Here is a 16,587-nt window from a genome sequence, read left to right on the forward strand (position 1 = left end):
TGCTCAGAGTCGCTGTAAACGGTGATCTTGCAGAGGATAGCCCTGTTCGCGGTAGAAACGGAAACTCTCCCGCGCGGCCTGTCGAATCGTCGGATCTTCCACCACCACTTCCGCCACGCGGGCGAAACGCTGGGCGAAGGCCGGGACTTTCAGGTCGAGGTTGACCAGCAGGTCCTGATGCTGACCGCAGTCATCGCCAAGACCCAACACAATCAAACCATCCGGTTCGCTTTCGGCGGGGCCGTGGGGCACGAAACTTTCGCCCTTGAAGGCCCACAGGCGCGCATCGAGATTCTCGCGCTGGGCGGCATCGCTGCAATGCAGGTAGATGCGATGGCCCATGCGCCAGGCTTTTTCGGTGAGCTTGCAGGCGAAATCCAGCCGTGCCGAAGGATCGGCGCTGGGCAGGATATAGAAGTCGACTTTGGTCATTGCGGTTCCTTGACCGAGCGCGGCGCTGCCCGCAAGCAACGCCGCCCAGGGTCATCGGTTTCAGGCTTTGGCGCGATCCAGCAGGTATTGAGTCAGCAGGGGAACCGGACGGCCAGTGGCGCCCTTGTCCTTGCCGCCGCTGGTCCAGGCCGTGCCGGCGATGTCCAGGTGCGCCCAGTTGAGGTTCTTGGTGAAACGCGACAGGAAGCAGGCCGCCGTGATGGTGCCGGCTTTCGGGCCGCCAATGTTGGCGATGTCGGCGAACGGGCTGTCCAGCTGTTCTTGATACTCATCGAACAGCGGCAGTTGCCAGGCGCGGTCGTCGGCGGACTGGCCGGCGCTCAACAGCTGGCCGATCAGTTCATCGTTGTTGCCCAGCAGGCCCGAGGTGTGGGAACCCAATGCGACGACGCAAGCGCCGGTCAGGGTCGCGATGTCGATCACCGCTTGCGGCTTGAAGCGTTCAGAGTAGGTCAGGGCATCGCACAGCACCAGACGGCCTTCAGCGTCGGTGTTGAGGATTTCCACGGTCTGGCCGCTCATGGTGGTGACGATGTCGCCCGGGCGCGAAGCGTTGCCGCTCGGCATGTTCTCGGCGCAGGCCAGGATGCACACCAGGTTGATCGGCAGTTTCAGTTCGAGCACGGCACGCAGGGTACCGAAGACGCTGGCAGCGCCGCCCATGTCGTACTTCATTTCATCCATGCCGGCGCCCGGCTTCAGGCTGATACCACCGGTGTCGAAGGTGATGCCTTTGCCGACCAGTGCGTACGGCTTCTCGGATTTCTTGCCGCCGTTGTATTGCATGACGATCAGGCGCGGCGGCTGGGCGCTGCCCTGGCCGACGGCGTAGAACGAGCCCATGCCCAGGTCCTTGATCTTCTTCTCATCGAGGACTTCGACTTTCAGGCTCTTGAATTCTTTGCCCAGGTTCTTGGCTTGTTCGCCCAGGAACGTCGGGTGGCAGATGTTCGGCGGCAGGTTGCCCAGGTCGCGGGTAAACGCCATGCCGTTGGCGATAGCGGTGGCGTGGGCCACGGCGCGTTCGATTTCAGCCTGTGCCGCCTTGATGGTCACCAAGGTGACTTTCTTCAGGGCGCGCGGCTCGGCTTTCTGGCTTTTGAACTGGTCGAAGGTGTATTCGCCGTCCACCAGGGTTTCGGCCAGCAGGCGAGTCTTGCCGTAGCTGTCGCGGCCCTTGACCACGACTTCGTCCAGGGCCAGCACTGCATCGCTGCCGCCCAGGCTTTTCAGGGTGTTGAGAATACCGGCGACGATTTTACGGAACGGGCGATCGCCCAGCTCTTCGTCCTTGCCCACGCCCACCAGCAGCACGCGTTCGGCCTTGAGGTTAGGCAGGCTGTGCAGCAACAGGCTTTGGCCAACCTTGCCGGCCAGGTCGCCGCGCTTGAGCACAGCGCTGATGGCGCCGCCGCTCAGTTCGTCGAGTTGTTTGGCCACGGCACCGAGCTTGCGGCCTTCGCCGACGGCGACGACCAGCGTGGCGGTTTTCAACGTTTCTGGGCTAACGCTTTTTACAACCAGTTCCATGTCCGGGTCCCTGAATGATTGGGTCAACACGCAAGTGCTCGAGGAAATGCCTTCGAGCTTGCTTATAAACAGAAAGACGCAAGTCACGGCTTGCGACAAAGGCCGCAGTTTGAACCTCGCTACCAGCGCCTGACAACCCTCGGTTGTACGATCTTCAATGATTACCGGCCATTGTAGGAGCTGGCTTGCCGGCGAAAAACCCGAGAGCGCTGTGGGGGGTCAGGATTTACTCGTTATCGTTGACGACCTTCGCGAGCGAGCTCGCTCCTACAGTCCTCATGCCAATGCATTGCGCAGTGACAGGTGCACCCAATCACAGGATAATGCCCATCTTTTTCGGCAGCCCTGTCCTGCGGGCTGTCTGATACGTTTGCTTGTTTGGCCGCCTTAGCCTGACAACCCTGGAGTGTCTGGTTTGATTGTCTTCCGTTATTTATCCCGCGAAGTCCTGTTGACCTTGAGCGCCGTCAGCGCCGTGCTGCTGGTCATCATCATGAGCGGTCGCTTCATCAAATACCTCGCCCAGGCGGCTTCGGGCCTGCTGGATCCGGGTTCACTGTTTTTGATCATGGGCTTTCGCCTGCCGGGTTTCCTGCAACTGATCCTGCCATTGGGGTTGTTCCTGGGGATTCTGCTGTCGTATGGCCGGTTGTACCTGGAAAGTGAAATGACCGTGCTGTCGGCCACCGGCATGAGTCAGCAGCGTCTGCTGGCCATGACCTTTTTCCCGGCCACCCTGGTTGCGCTGGTCGTGGCCTGGCTGAGCCTGAGCCTGGCGCCGCAAGGGGCCAATCAGTTCCAGTTGCTGCTGAACAAGCAGGACGCGCTGACTGAATTCGACACCCTTGAGCCGGGCCGCTTCCAGGCGCTGCGTGACGGAACACGGGTGACCTACACCGAAACGCTGTCGGATGACCGCATCAATCTCGGTGGCGTCTTCATCTCGCAAAAGAACGTCAATTCGGACAATAAGGACCGCGGGATTTCCGTGCTGGTGGCCGAGAGAGGTCGCCAGGAAATCCGTCCCGACGGTAACCGCTACCTGATTCTCGACAACGGCTATCGCTACGACGGTAATCCGGGGCAGGCCGACTACCGGGCGATCAAGTACGACGAGTACGGCGTATTGCTGCCTAAGCCGGACGTCAGCGACGAAGTCACGGATCGTGATGCCCTGACGACCCGTTCCTTGCTGGACAATGACGACATCCGTTCGAACGCCGAATTGCAGTGGCGCCTGTCCCTGCCATTGCTGGTGTTCATCGTGACCCTGATGGCGGTGCCGCTGTCGCGGGTCAATCCGCGTCAAGGCCGTTTCCTCAAACTGCTGCCGGCGATTCTTCTTTATATGGCTTACCTGAGCATCCTGATTGCCGCTCGCGGCGCCCTCGAAAAGGGCAAGATTCCGCCCGCGCTGGGCTTGTGGTGGGTGCATGCAATCTTCCTGGTCATCGGCCTGGGTCTGCTCTATTGGGAAACCCTGAAGTTGAAGCTGGCGAGTCGCCGCAGCGCGCTGGAGGTGGCCCGTGGTTAAGCTCGATCGCTACATCGGTAGCAGCGTATTCGTAGCGATTCTGGCGGTGCTGGGGATCATTCTCGGTCTGGCGACGCTGTTTGCCTTTATCGACGAAATGGGTGAAGTCAGCGATACCTACACCTTGGTCGATGTACTGAGTTATGTCCTGCTGACCGCGCCGCGTCGCCTTTACGACATGTTGCCGATGGCGGCGCTGATCGGCTGCCTGATCGGCCTCGGCAGCCTGGCCAGCCACAGCGAACTGACCATCATGCGCGCTGCGGGTGTGTCGGTCGGGCGGATCGTCTGGGCGGTCATGAAGCCGATGCTGGTGCTGATGGTGGTGGGGCTGGTCATTGGCGAGTACATCGCGCCGGCGACGGAAGTCACGGCTCAGGCCAATCGCTCCCTGGCCCAGGGCAGCGGCGATGCGCAAAGCGCCAAGCATGGTCTGTGGCACCGCCAGGGTGACGAGTTCATTCACGTCAACTCCGTGCAGCCGAACGGCTTGCTGTATGGCGTCACCCGTTATCGCTTCGACGATCAACGCCACATGCTGTCTTCGAGCTTCGCCAAACGCGCGGAATTCGACAAGGATCACTGGCAGCTAAGCGACGTCACGACCACCCTGTTCCACGAAAAAAGGACGGAAGTGGTCACCGCGCCGGTCGAGCGCTGGAACGTGGCGCTGAGCCCGCAATTGCTCAGTACCGTGGTGATGTCGCCCGATTCGCTGTCGATTACCGGTCTGTGGGGCTACATCCACTACCTGGCTGACCAGGGGCTGAGCAATGGTCGCTACTGGCTGGCATTTTGGGTCAAGGTGTTGCAACCGTTTGTCACCGCTGCGCTGGTGCTGATGGCGATCTCCTTCATCTTCGGTCCGCTGCGCTCGGTCACTCTCGGTCAGCGCGTGTTCACCGGTGTGCTGGTGGGCTTTACCTTCCGTATCGTCCAGGATCTGCTGGGGCCTTCGAGCCTGGTGTTCGGCTTCCCGCCGCTGGTTGCGGTGCTGTTGCCGGCCAGTGTGTGTGCCTTGGCCGGGCTCTGGATGTTGCGCCGCGCCGGTTGATCCCGGGCATTTTCCGGCCTGGCTGATGAGCAAAAACGCCCCTGTCGCAAGACCGGGGCGTTTTTGTACGCGCCGTCTGACCTGCGAACGTGACGCTTGCGCCGTGGATCAGGTACAATTCCCGGCTATTTTTCGGCGGGCTATGCCTGCAGCCTTTTTGAGTGTTGATCCGTGAGTGATTTGAGTCATATCCGCAATTTCTCCATCATCGCCCACATTGACCATGGCAAGTCGACGCTGGCCGATCGCTTCATCCAGATGTGCGGCGGCCTTGCCGAGCGCGAAATGGAAGCCCAGGTGCTGGACTCCATGGACCTGGAACGTGAACGCGGGATCACCATCAAGGCCCACAGCGTCACCCTGTATTACACCGCCAAAGACGGCATCAAGTATCAGCTGAACTTCATTGACACCCCGGGCCACGTTGACTTCACCTACGAAGTCAGCCGGTCGCTGGCGGCTTGTGAAGGTGCGTTGCTGGTGGTCGATGCCGGTCAGGGCGTTGAGGCGCAGTCGGTTGCCAACTGCTACACGGCGATCGAGCAGGGCCTGGAAGTCATGCCGGTCCTGAACAAGATCGACCTGCCACAGGCCGATCCGGACCGCGTCAAAGAAGAAATCGAGAAAATCATCGGCATCGATGCTACCGATGCGGTCGAGTGCAGCGCCAAGACTGGCCTGGGTGTCGACGAAGTGCTCGAGCGTCTGGTCGCTACCATTCCTGCGCCAACCGGTAACTACGAAGATCCGCTGCAAGCGTTGATCATCGATTCCTGGTTCGACAACTACCTGGGCGTTGTCTCCCTGGTACGTGTACGTCACGGTCGTGTGAAGAAGGGCGACAAGATTCTGGTCAAGTCCACCGGCAAGATCCACCTGGTGGACAGTGTCGGTGTCTTCAACCCGAAACACACCGCGACCGTTGACCTGAAGGCCGGTGAAGTAGGCTTCATCATCGCCGGTATCAAGGACATCCACGGGGCGCCGGTCGGTGACACCCTGACCTTGAGCTCCACCCCCGACGTTGACGTACTGCCAGGTTTCAAACGCATTCAGCCGCAGGTTTACGCGGGCCTGTTCCCGGTCAGCTCCGACGACTTCGAAGATTTCCGTGAAGCGCTGCAAAAGCTCACGCTCAACGATTCGTCCCTGCAGTACACCCCGGAAAGCTCCGATGCCCTGGGCTTCGGCTTCCGTTGCGGGTTCCTCGGCATGCTGCACATGGAAATCATCCAGGAGCGCCTGGAGCGCGAGTACGACCTGGACCTGATCACCACCGCGCCGACGGTTATTTTCGAGCTGTTGCTGAAAACCGGTGAAACGATTTACGTCGATAACCCGTCGAAGCTGCCGGACCTGTCCTCGATCGAAGACATGCGTGAACCGATCGTGCGGGCCAATATTCTTGTGCCGCAAGAGCACCTGGGCAACGTCATTACCCTGTGCATCGAGAAGCGTGGCGTGCAGCACGACATGCTGTTCCTCGGTACTCAGGTCCAGGTGACCTACGATTTGCCGATGAACGAAGTGGTCCTGGACTTCTTCGACCGTCTGAAGTCGACCAGCCGTGGCTATGCGTCGCTGGATTACCATTTCGATCGTTATCAATCGGCTAATCTGGTGAAACTGGATGTGCTGATCAACGGTGACAAGGTCGACGCCCTGGCGCTGATCGTGCACAAGGATAACGCGCACTACAAAGGTCGCCAGTTGACCGAGAAGATGAAAGAGCTGATTCCGCGCCAGATGTTCGACGTCGCGATCCAGGCCGCCATTGGCGGGCAGATCATTGCGCGGACCTCCGTCAAGGCACTCAGAAAGAACGTATTGGCCAAATGCTACGGCGGTGACGTTAGCCGTAAGAAAAAACTGCTGGAGAAGCAAAAGGCCGGTAAAAAACGCATGAAGCAAGTCGGCAACGTGGAAATTCCACAAGAAGCCTTCCTTGCAGTGCTCAGGTTGGATAGTTAGGTCCTATGTCACTAAATTTCCCGCTGTTGCTGGTCATCGCCGTGTTCGTCTGCGGCCTGTTGGCGTTGCTCGATCTGGTTTTCCTGGCGCCGCGTCGGCGTGCTGCCATTGCCTCCTATCAGGGCAGCGTCAGCCAGCCTGACGGGTTGGTGGTCGAGAAACTGAACAAAGAGCCGCTGCTGGTCGAATACGGCAAGTCGTTCTTCCCGGTGTTGTTCATCGTGCTGGTCCTGCGTTCGTTCCTGGTGGAACCGTTCCAGATTCCGTCCGGCTCGATGAAACCGACCCTGGACGTTGGCGACTTCATTCTGGTGAACAAGTTTTCTTACGGGATCCGCCTGCCGGTGATCGACAAGAAAGTCATCGAAGTCGGTGATCCGCAGCGCGGCGATGTGATGGTGTTCCGCTACCCGAGCGATCCGAACGTCAACTACATTAAACGTGTGGTGGGCCTGCCGGGTGACCAGATTCGTTACACCGCTGACAAGCGTCTGTTCGTCAACGGCGAGTCGATCGCCGAACAACTGGTCGGTTCCGAGCCGGGCACGTTGGGCAGCGCCGAGCTCTACAAGGAAAAACTCGGCGTCGCCGAGCACCTGATCCGCAAGGAAATGAGCCGCTATCGGGCATCGCCGGACCGTACCTGGACCGTGCCTGCCGGGCACTACTTCATGATGGGCGACAACCGCGACAACTCGAATGACAGTCGCTACTGGGATGATCCGAGCATTCCCAAGGATCTGCTGGGCATGGTTCCCGACAAGAATATCGTCGGCAAGGCCTTCGCAGTCTGGATGAGCTGGCCGGAACCTAAACTCAGTCACCTGCCGAATTTCTCGCGGGTTGGCCTGATCAAGTAATCACACACGGCGCTGTTGAACACAGCGCCGAATGCATTTCTGGAGTCGGCACAATCGGCACCGGAAGCATGAAAACAATGATATTCAGGACGTAATTTTTGAACACAGCGTTAAGTGTCCCAAGCCTGCGCCGCACCACGGCGATGGCGGTGGAATCCAACCACGAACTCAGCGTGGGTAAACCGTGAGCGTCTCCTTAAGCCGTCTCGAGCGTCAGCTCGGCTACACCTTCAAGGATCAGGAACTGATGGTCCTGGCCCTGACTCACCGCAGCTTTGCCGGGCGTAACAACGAACGCCTGGAATTCCTCGGTGATGCCATCCTTAACTTCGTCGCCGGCGAGGCGCTGTTCGATCGCTTCCCGCTGGCGCGCGAAGGCCAGCTGTCGCGTTTGCGCGCCCGCCTGGTGAAAGGTGAGACCTTGGCCGTACTGGCCCGCGGTTTCGATCTGGGCGATTACCTGCGCCTGGGTTCCGGTGAGTTGAAAAGCGGCGGTTTCCGTCGCGAGTCGATTCTGGCCGATGCCCTGGAAGCGCTGATTGGTGCGATCTACCTGGACGCCGGCATGGACATGGCGCGCGAACGCGTGCTGGCCTGGCTGGCCGGTGAGTTCGAAGGCCTGACGCTGGTCGACACCAACAAAGATCCGAAAACCCGCCTGCAAGAGTTTCTGCAGTCGCGGGGCTGTGAGCTGCCACGTTACGAAGTGGTGGATATCCAGGGTGAACCGCATTGCCGGACGTTCTTCGTCGAATGTGAAATCACCTTACTGAATGAAAAAAGCCGAGGTCAGGGTGTGAGCCGTCGTATTGCCGAACAGGTAGCGGCCGCCGCAGCACTGATTGCCCTGGGCGTGGAGAATGGCCATGACTGATTCAACTGCAACTCGCTGTGGCTATGTCGCCATCGTCGGCCGTCCGAACGTGGGCAAGTCCACGCTGCTGAACCACATCCTCGGTCAGAAGCTGGCGATCACCTCGCGCAAGCCTCAGACCACTCGCCACAACATGCTGGGCATCAAGACCGAAGGCGCCGTGCAGGCGATCTACGTCGATACCCCGGGCATGCACAAGGGCGGCGAAAAGGCCCTGAACCGCTACATGAACAAGACCGCTTCGGCCGCGTTGAAAGACGTCGACGTGGTGATCTTCGTGGTGGACCGCACCAAGTGGACCGACGAAGACCAGATGGTCCTCGAGCGCGTCCAGTACGTGACCGGCCCGCTGATCGTGGCGCTGAACAAGACCGACCGCATCGAAGACAAAGCCGAGCTGATGCCGCACCTGAGCTGGTTGCAGGAGCAGCTGCCGAACGCGCAGATCATGCCGATCTCGGCCCAGCACGGGCACAACCTCGAAGCGCTGGAGCGGGTGATTGCCGGTTACCTGCCGGAAAACGATCACTTCTTCCCGGAAGACCAGATCACCGACCGCAGCAGCCGCTTCCTCGCCGCTGAACTGGTGCGCGAGAAAATCATGCGCCAGATGGGCGCCGAGCTGCCGTACCAGATCACCGTGGAAATCGAAGAGTTCAAGCAGCAGGGGAAAACCCTGCACATTCATGCGTTGATCCTCGTGGAACGTGACGGCCAGAAGAAAATCATCATTGGCGACAAGGGTGAGCGGATCAAACGCATTGGCACCGAGGCGCGCAAGGACATGGAGCTGCTGTTCGACTCCAAGATCATGCTCAACCTCTGGGTGAAAGTGAAAGGCGGCTGGTCCGACGACGAGCGCGCGTTGCGTTCGCTGGGTTACGGCGACTTGTAACACCGGTTCCTGATACACCGAAGTACCCTGTGGGAGCGAGCCTGCTCGCGATAGCGGTCTGCCAGTCAACATCAATGTTGAATGTCAGGTCCTCATCGCGAGCAGGCTCGCTCCCACATTGGTTTTGGGTGGTTTATAAATCTGTGCTGACTCATTGAGAACGCTGACCTCCATGTCCCAAACCCCTCCCATTGGCCAACTCGCCTACGTGCTCCACAGTCGTGCCTACCGCGAAAGCAGCGCATTGGTGGATTTCCTCACGCCGCAAGGTCGGCTGCGGGCGGTGTTGCGCAGTGCGCGGGGCAAGGCCGGGACGTTGGCACGGCCGTTCGTGCCGCTGGAAGTCGAGTTTCGCGGTCGCGGTGAGCTGAAGAATGTCGGTCGCATGGAAAGTGCCGGCATTTCTACCTGGCTCAATGGTGAGGCGCTGTTCAGTGGCCTCTACCTCAATGAACTGCTGATTCGCCTGTTGCCCGCTGAAGATCCGCATCCCGCCGTTTTCGATCACTACGCCGCGACCCTGCTGGCACTGGCCGAAGGCCGTCCGCTGGAGCCGTTGCTGCGCTCATTCGAATGGCGGCTGCTGGATGACCTGGGTTACGGCTTCGCCCTGACCACCGACATCCATGGCGAGCCCATTGCCTCAGACGGCCTCTATCGTTTGCAAGTGGATGCGGGTCTGGAGCGGGTTTACCTGCTGCAACCCGGTCTGTTCAACGGCACCGAGTTGCTGGCCATGTCCGAAGCCGACTGGACCGCACCCGGCGCACTGTCTGCCGCCAAACGTTTGATGCGCCAGGCACTGGCTGTGCATTTGGGTGGTCGTCCCTTGGTCAGTCGCGAGTTGTTTCGCAAGCCCTGATCACCCCGTATGCTGTGCACCGAACTTTCCCATCTTCAGGAGCGCTTCCGTGACCACCAGCAATCGCATTCTTCTTGGCGTGAACATCGACCACGTTGCCACCCTGCGTCAGGCCCGGGGCACGCGCTATCCGGATCCGGTCAAGGCAGCACTGGACGCGGAAGAGGCGGGCGCTGACGGCATCACCGTGCACCTGCGCGAAGACCGCCGGCACATTCAGGAGCGCGACGTGTTGCTGCTCAAGGACGTCCTGCAGACCCGCATGAACTTCGAAATGGGCGTTACCGAAGAAATGATGGCGTTCGCCGAACGCATCCGTCCGGCGCACATTTGCCTGGTGCCGGAAACCCGCCAGGAGCTGACCACCGAAGGCGGCCTGGACGTCGCGGGGCAGGAAGCGCGGATCAAGGCTGCGGTGGATCGCCTGGCGAAGATCGGCTGTGAAGTGTCGCTGTTCATCGATGCTGACGAGCGCCAGATTGCGGCGTCCAAGCGCGTCGGTGCGCCGGCGATCGAGTTGCATACCGGCCGTTACGCAGACGCCGAGACGCCGACCGACGTGGCGGAAGAACTCAAGCGTGTTGCCGATGGCGTGGCGTTTGGCCTGGCCCAGGGTTTGATCGTCAATGCCGGCCACGGCCTGCACTATCACAACGTTGAAGCCGTGGCGGCGATCAAGGGCATCAACGAATTGAACATCGGCCATGCGCTGGTGGCCCATGCGTTGTTTGTCGGGTTCAAGTCGGCGGTATCGGAAATGAAGGCGTTGATCCTGGCCGCAGCAAAAGCCTAAAGCCGACCACAAAACCCTGTGGGAGCGAGCCTGCTCGCGATAGCGGTGTTTCAGTCGACATCAACTTTGACTGATACACCGCTATCGCGAGCAGGCTCGCTCCCACATTTGATTTTGGTTGTCCGGATTAGAGCGGTGGGGTTTCCTGATTCGGCTTGGTCTTGTCGACCCCCGGCACGTGCAGGTTGCCTTCGGCCACTTGATCGCCTTCCAGCTGCGGCTGCGTGACCCAGGTCAGGATGTCGTAATAGCGACGGATGTTCGCCACGAAATGCACCGGCTCACCGCCCCGGGCGTAGCCGTAGCGGGTTTTGCTGTACCACTGTTTCTGCGACAGGCGCGGCAGGATCTTCTTCACGTCCAGCCACTTGTCCGGGTTCAACCCTTCCTTCGCCGCCAGTTTGCGCGCGTCATCCAGGTGGCCGCTGCCGACGTTGTAGGCCGCCAGTGCAAACCAGGTGCGATCCGGCTCCTGAATCGACTCGTCCAGCTGATCCTTTATGTAGGCCAGGTACTTGGCGCCGCCCATGATGCTTTGTTTCGGGTCGAGTCGATTGGACACGCCCATGGCCTGGGCGGTGTTCTGGGTCAGCATCATCAGCCCGCGCACGCCGGTCTTCGAGGTGACGGCCGCTTGCCACAGGGATTCCTGATAACCGATCGCTGCCAGCAGGCGCCAGTCGACTTGCTCTTTCTTGGCGTATGCCTTGAAGTGCTGTTCGTACTTGGGCAGCCGTTGCTGCAAATGCTGGGCGAAGGTGGTGGCGCCCATGTAGCCGAGAACATCGACGTGGCCGTAATAGCGGTCCTTCAGGCGTTGCAGGGTGCCGTTCTTCTTGACCTTGTCGAGGTAGCTGTTGATCTCGTTGAGCAGGCTGTTGTCTTCGCCTGCGGCCACGGCCCAGCTTTGATTGCTGGCATCGCCGAGGTCAAAGGCGACCCGGATGTTGGTGAAATACACCTGGTTCATCGCGACTTCGTTGGAATCGACCAGCGTCAGGTCGATCTGACCTTCATCCACCATCCGCAGTAAATCGACGACTTCAACCGCGTCGGACTCTTCGTATTCAATGCCGGGATATTTCTTTTTCAGCGCCGCCAACTGTTCGGCGTGGGTGCTGCCCTTGAGCACCATGATCTTCTTGCCGACCAGATCGCCCGCATCCGTCGGCCGCGATTGGCCGTTGCGGTAGATGATCTGTGGGGTGACTTCCAGGTAAGAGTGGGAAAACCGCACCTGCTTTTTGCGTGCCTCGCTGCTGACCAGGCCGGCCGCAGCGACCACCGGCCCGTTGGGCTTGCCGACCTGATTGAACAGGTCGTCGAGGTTGTCGGCGGTTTCGATTTTGAGTTCGACCCCCAGATCGTCGGCGAAGCGCTTCACCAGCTCGTATTCGAAGCCGGTTTCACCGTTGCGATCCTGAAAGTAGGTGGCGGGGCTGTTACGGGTAACCACCCGCAGCACGCCATCCTCCTTTACGCGCTCCAGCGTGTTGGGTTTATCAACACAGCCACTGAGCACCAGGAAGAGTCCGGTTGCGATCAGCCATTTGGCGTACCGCGGACGCAAAGCCGTTGGGGAAAACATCTGCGCAGTATACGCAAAGGACCACGAGCGCCATATCTCGACAGCGAAGGGCGGTTCTGCTAGAGAGCGAAAAACCCGGCCGGAGCCCGCAGGAATAGGCTTTCACCGCATTTTTTGACAGTAAAAATAACCCTCGGCGGCGATCTGTTTAAGGCGCAAATACCCGGCCCGACGTCCGGGTGCAGCCGCCCGTACCGTTTCGGGTGATGTCGCGGGCTGTTTAGGCTAGAATGCACGGCCTCAAAGCACACCCCTTCCCGAGGCTGTCCCGAAGATGTTGATCCTGCGCGGCGCTCCTGCCCTTTCTGCCTTTCGCCACAGCAAACTCCTTGAGCAACTGAGCCAGAAGGTCCCGGCTGTCAGCGGCTTGTATGCTGAATTCGCTCACTTCGCCGAAGTCACCGGCGTCCTGACCGGCGACGAACAGCAGGTGCTCGCGCGCCTTCTGAAGTACGGCCCAAGTGTTCCAGTACAAGAGCCGACCGGTCGTCTGTTCCTCGTGTTGCCGCGTTTTGGCACCATTTCGCCGTGGTCCAGTAAAGCCAGCGATATCGCTCGCAACTGCGGCCTGGGCAAGATCCAGCGCCTGGAGCGCGGCATCGCGTTCTACGTGGCCGGCCAGTTCAGCGACGCCGAAGCGCAGCTGATCGAAGGTGCCTTGCACGACCGCATGACCCAGATCGTCCTCGCCAGCCTTGAACAAGCCGCCGGCCTGTTCAGCCACGCCGAGCCGAAACCGCTGACCGCGATTGACGTGCTGGGTGGCGGCCGCGCCGCGCTGGAAAAAGCCAACACCGAGCTGGGCCTGGCCCTGGCCGAAGACGAGATCGACTACCTGGTCGCCGCCTTCGTTGGCTTGAAGCGCAACCCGCACGACATCGAACTGATGATGTTCGCCCAGGCAAACTCCGAGCACTGCCGTCACAAAATCTTCAACGCCAGTTGGGATATCGACGGTCAGAGCCAGGAAAAAAGCCTGTTCGGCATGATCAAGAACACCTACCAGATGCACAGCGAAGGCGTTCTGTCGGCTTATAAGGACAACGCTTCGGTGATCGTCGGTAACGTCGCCGGCCGTTTCTTCCCGGACCCTGAAACCCGCCAGTACGGTGCGGTGCAGGAACCGGTGCACATCCTGATGAAAGTCGAAACCCACAACCACCCGACCGCGATTGCCCCGTTCCCCGGCGCATCCACCGGCAGTGGCGGCGAGATTCGCGACGAAGGTGCTACCGGTCGTGGCGCCAAGCCAAAGGCTGGCCTGACCGGCTTCACCGTATCCAACCTGCAAATCCCGGGCTTCGAACAGCCGTGGGAAGTGCCGTATGGCAAGCCTGAGCGCATCGTTACCGCGCTCGACATCATGATCGAAGGCCCACTGGGTGGCGCCGCGTTCAACAACGAATTCGGTCGTCCAGCCCTGACCGGTTACTTCCGGACCTTCGAACAGTCGATCACCACCCCGCGTGGCGACGAAGTTCGTGGTTACCACAAGCCGATCATGCTGGCCGGCGGCATGGGTAACATCCGTGCCGAACACGTGCAGAAAGGCGAGATCACTGTTGGCTCCAAGCTGATCGTGCTCGGCGGCCCGGCGATGCTGATCGGCCTGGGTGGCGGCGCCGCTTCCTCCATGGCCACCGGCACCAGCTCGGCTGACCTGGACTTCGCCTCGGTACAGCGCGAAAACCCTGAAATGGAACGCCGCTGCCAGGAAGTCATCGACCGTTGCTGGCAGTTGGGTGACAAAAACCCGATCAGCTTCATCCACGACGTCGGCGCGGGCGGTCTGTCCAACGCCTTCCCGGAACTGGTCAACGATGGCAACCGTGGCGGTCGCTTCGAACTGCGCAACATTCCAAACGACGAGCCGGGCATGGCCCCGCACGAAATCTGGAGCAACGAATCCCAGGAACGCTACGTTCTGGCGGTCGGCCCGGCGGACTTCGAACGCTTCCAGGCGATCTGCGAACGTGAGCGTTGCCCATTCGCCGTTGTCGGCGAAGCCACTGCCGAACCGCAACTGACGGTCACCGACAGTCACTTCGGCAACAGCCCGGTGGACATGCCACTCGAAGTGCTGCTGGGCAAAGCCCCGCGCATGCACCGTTCGGCCGTTCGTGAAAACGAACTGGGCGACGATTTCGATCCGTCGACGCTGGACATTGCCGACTGCGTTGAACGCGTCCTACATCACCCGGCCGTCGCGAGCAAAAGCTTCCTGATCACCATCGGCGACCGCACCATCACCGGCCTCGTGGCCCGTGACCAAATGGTCGGCCCGTGGCAGGTTCCGGTGGCCGACGTTGCCGTCACCGCCACCAGCTTCGACGTCTATACCGGTGAAGCCATGGCGATGGGCGAGCGTACTCCGCTGGCATTGCTGGACGCTCCGGCGTCGGGCCGCATGGCCATCGGCGAAACCCTGACCAACATCGCCGCTTCGCGCATCAACAAGATCTCCGACATCAAGTTGTCGGCGAACTGGATGTCGGCGGCTGGTCACCCGGGTGAAGACGCGCGTCTGTACGACACCGTGAAAGCGGTCGGCATGGAATTGTGCCCGGACCTGGGCATCACCATTCCAGTGGGCAAGGACTCGATGTCCATGGCCACGCGCTGGAACGACAACGGTGAAGACAAGACGGTCACCTCGCCGATGTCGCTGATCGTGACCGGTTTCGCGCCGGTGGCTGACATTCGTCAGACCCTGACGCCGGAACTGCGCATGGACAAAGGCACTACCGACCTGATCCTGATCGACCTCGGCCGTGGCCAGAACCGCATGGGCGCCTCGATCCTGGCCCAGGTTCACGGCAAGCTCGGCTCGCAAGCGCCGGACGTCGATGATGCCGAAGACCTGAAAGCCTTCTTCGCGGTGATCCAGGGCCTCAACGCCGACGGTCACTTGCTGGCTTACCACGACCGTTCCGACGGTGGTCTGCTGACCAGCGTGGTGGAAATGGCCTTCGCCGGTCATTGCGGCCTGAGCCTGAACCTCGACGGTCTGGCAGAAACCTCCGCCGACATCGCCGCGATCCTGTTCAACGAAGAACTGGGCGCCGTGATCCAGGTTCGCCAGGACGCGACCCCGGACATCCTCGCGCAGTTCAGCGCTGCCGGTTTGGGCGAGTGCGTGTCGGTGATCGGTCAGCCGATGAACAACGGCCAGATCAACATCACCTTCAACGGCGAAACCGTGTTTGAAGGTCAGCGTCGTCTGCTGCAACGTACCTGGGCTGAAACCAGCTACCAGATCCAGCGTCTGCGTGATAACGCCGACTGCGCCGAGCAAGAGTTCGACGTGCTGCTGGAAGAAGACAACCCGGGCCTGAGCGTCAAGCTGAGCTACGACGTCAACCAGGACGTCGCCGCGCCTTACATCAAGAAAGGCATCCGCCCACAAGTTGCCGTACTGCGTGAGCAGGGCGTCAACGGTCAGGTGGAAATGGCGGCCGCGTTCGACCGCGCGGGTTTCAACGCGATCGACGTGCACATGAGCGACATTCTGGCCGGCCGTGTCGACCTGAACGAGTTCAAAGGTCTGGTGGCGTGCGGCGGTTTCTCCTACGGCGACGTGCTGGGCGCCGGCGAAGGCTGGGCCAAGTCGGCACTGTTCAACAGCCGCGCTCGCGATGCGTTCCAGAGCTTCTTCGAACGAACCGACAGCTTCACCCTCGGTGTGTGCAACGGTTGCCAGATGATGTCCAACCTGCACGAGCTGATCCCGGGCAGCGAGTTCTGGCCGCACTTCGTGCGTAACCGTTCCGAGCAGTTCGAAGCCCGTGTGGCGATGGTTCAGGTCCAGGAGTCGAACTCGATCTTCCTGCAGGGCATGGCCGGTTCGCGGATGCCGATCGCCATTGCTCACGGTGAAGGTCATGCCGAGTTCGCCAGCGAAGAAGCGTTGCTGGAAGCGGATCTGTCGGGTTGCGTGGCGATGCGTTTCGTCGACAACCATGGCAAGGTCACCGAAAGCTACCCGGCCAACCCGAACGGCTCGCCGCGCGGGATCACCGGCTTGACCAGCCGCGACGGTCGCGTGACCATCATGATGCCGCACCCGGAGCGGGTGTTCCGCGCGGTGCAGAACTCGTGGCGTTCGGAAGACTGGAACGAAGACGCACCTTGGATGCGTATGTTCCGTAATGCTCGCGTTTGGGTGAACTAAGG

Annotated in this window: 12 protein-coding genes; 9 read left to right on the forward strand and 3 right to left on the reverse strand. The window is 60.5% G+C overall.

Going from position 1 to position 16,587, the window contains the following annotated elements:
• Positions 1–3 precede the first annotated feature (3 nt).
• A complete protein-coding gene (locus tag ACA057_RS05185; protein WP_497346448.1) occupies positions 4–432 on the reverse strand; it encodes a DNA polymerase III subunit chi in 429 nt (142 codons plus the stop codon).
• Between the two features lie 60 nt (positions 433–492).
• Positions 493–1,983: a leucyl aminopeptidase gene (locus ACA057_RS05190; RefSeq protein WP_497346450.1), complete on the reverse strand. Its 1,491-nt coding sequence runs from the start codon at positions 1,981–1,983 to the stop codon at positions 493–495.
• Between the two features lie 415 nt (positions 1,984–2,398).
• Here ACA057_RS05190 and lptF point away from each other — a divergent pair, with 415 nt between their 5' ends.
• From lptF to pdxJ, 8 genes are all read left to right on the forward strand, one after another.
• The gene (gene lptF, locus ACA057_RS05195; RefSeq protein ID WP_497346452.1) at positions 2,399–3,517 is read left to right on the forward strand and encodes an LPS export ABC transporter permease LptF; all 1,119 of its coding nucleotides are present in this window, start codon (positions 2,399–2,401) and stop codon (positions 3,515–3,517) included.
• Positions 3,510–4,571 (forward strand): LPS export ABC transporter permease LptG, encoded by a 1,062-nt coding sequence (gene lptG / locus ACA057_RS05200; protein WP_497346454.1) that lies wholly within the window; start codon positions 3,510–3,512, stop codon positions 4,569–4,571. Before lptF ends, lptG begins: the two co-directional genes overlap by 8 nt.
• Before the next feature lie 171 nt (positions 4,572–4,742).
• Positions 4,743–6,542, forward strand: coding sequence for a translation elongation factor 4 (gene lepA / locus ACA057_RS05205; protein WP_401356520.1), 1,800 nt, complete (start codon positions 4,743–4,745; stop codon positions 6,540–6,542).
• 5 nt (positions 6,543–6,547) lie between these two features.
• Complete coding sequence (gene lepB, locus ACA057_RS05210) at positions 6,548–7,402, forward strand: signal peptidase I (protein WP_497346456.1); 855 nt, start codon at positions 6,548–6,550, stop codon at positions 7,400–7,402.
• 184 nt (positions 7,403–7,586) lie between these two features.
• Entirely contained in the window at positions 7,587–8,276 is a 690-nt protein-coding gene (gene rnc, locus ACA057_RS05215) for a ribonuclease III (RefSeq protein WP_059403405.1), read from the forward strand.
• Complete coding sequence (era, locus tag ACA057_RS05220; protein WP_059403406.1) at positions 8,269–9,171, forward strand: GTPase Era; 903 nt, start codon at positions 8,269–8,271, stop codon at positions 9,169–9,171. Before rnc ends, era begins: the two co-directional genes overlap by 8 nt.
• Positions 9,172–9,343: 172 nt before the next feature.
• The gene (gene recO / locus ACA057_RS05225; RefSeq protein ID WP_497346459.1) at positions 9,344–10,033 is read left to right on the forward strand and encodes a DNA repair protein RecO; all 690 of its coding nucleotides are present in this window, start codon (positions 9,344–9,346) and stop codon (positions 10,031–10,033) included.
• A 49-nt stretch (positions 10,034–10,082) separates the two neighbouring features.
• Complete coding sequence (gene pdxJ / locus ACA057_RS05230) at positions 10,083–10,826, forward strand: pyridoxine 5'-phosphate synthase (protein WP_401356526.1); 744 nt, start codon at positions 10,083–10,085, stop codon at positions 10,824–10,826.
• A gap of 127 nt (positions 10,827–10,953) precedes the next feature.
• On the opposite strand, the gene mltF is transcribed toward pdxJ, so the two are convergent.
• Positions 10,954–12,414, reverse strand: coding sequence for a membrane-bound lytic murein transglycosylase MltF (gene mltF / locus ACA057_RS05235; RefSeq protein ID WP_497346461.1), 1,461 nt, complete (start codon positions 12,412–12,414; stop codon positions 10,954–10,956).
• Positions 12,415–12,688: 274 nt separating this feature from the next.
• Here mltF and purL point away from each other — a divergent pair, with 274 nt between their 5' ends.
• The gene (purL, locus tag ACA057_RS05240) at positions 12,689–16,585 is read left to right on the forward strand and encodes a phosphoribosylformylglycinamidine synthase (protein ID WP_497346463.1); all 3,897 of its coding nucleotides are present in this window, start codon (positions 12,689–12,691) and stop codon (positions 16,583–16,585) included.
• The last annotated feature ends 2 nt before the right edge of the window (positions 16,586–16,587 follow it).

It is taken from the genome of Pseudomonas sp. LBUM1661 (genome assembly GCF_059695925.1).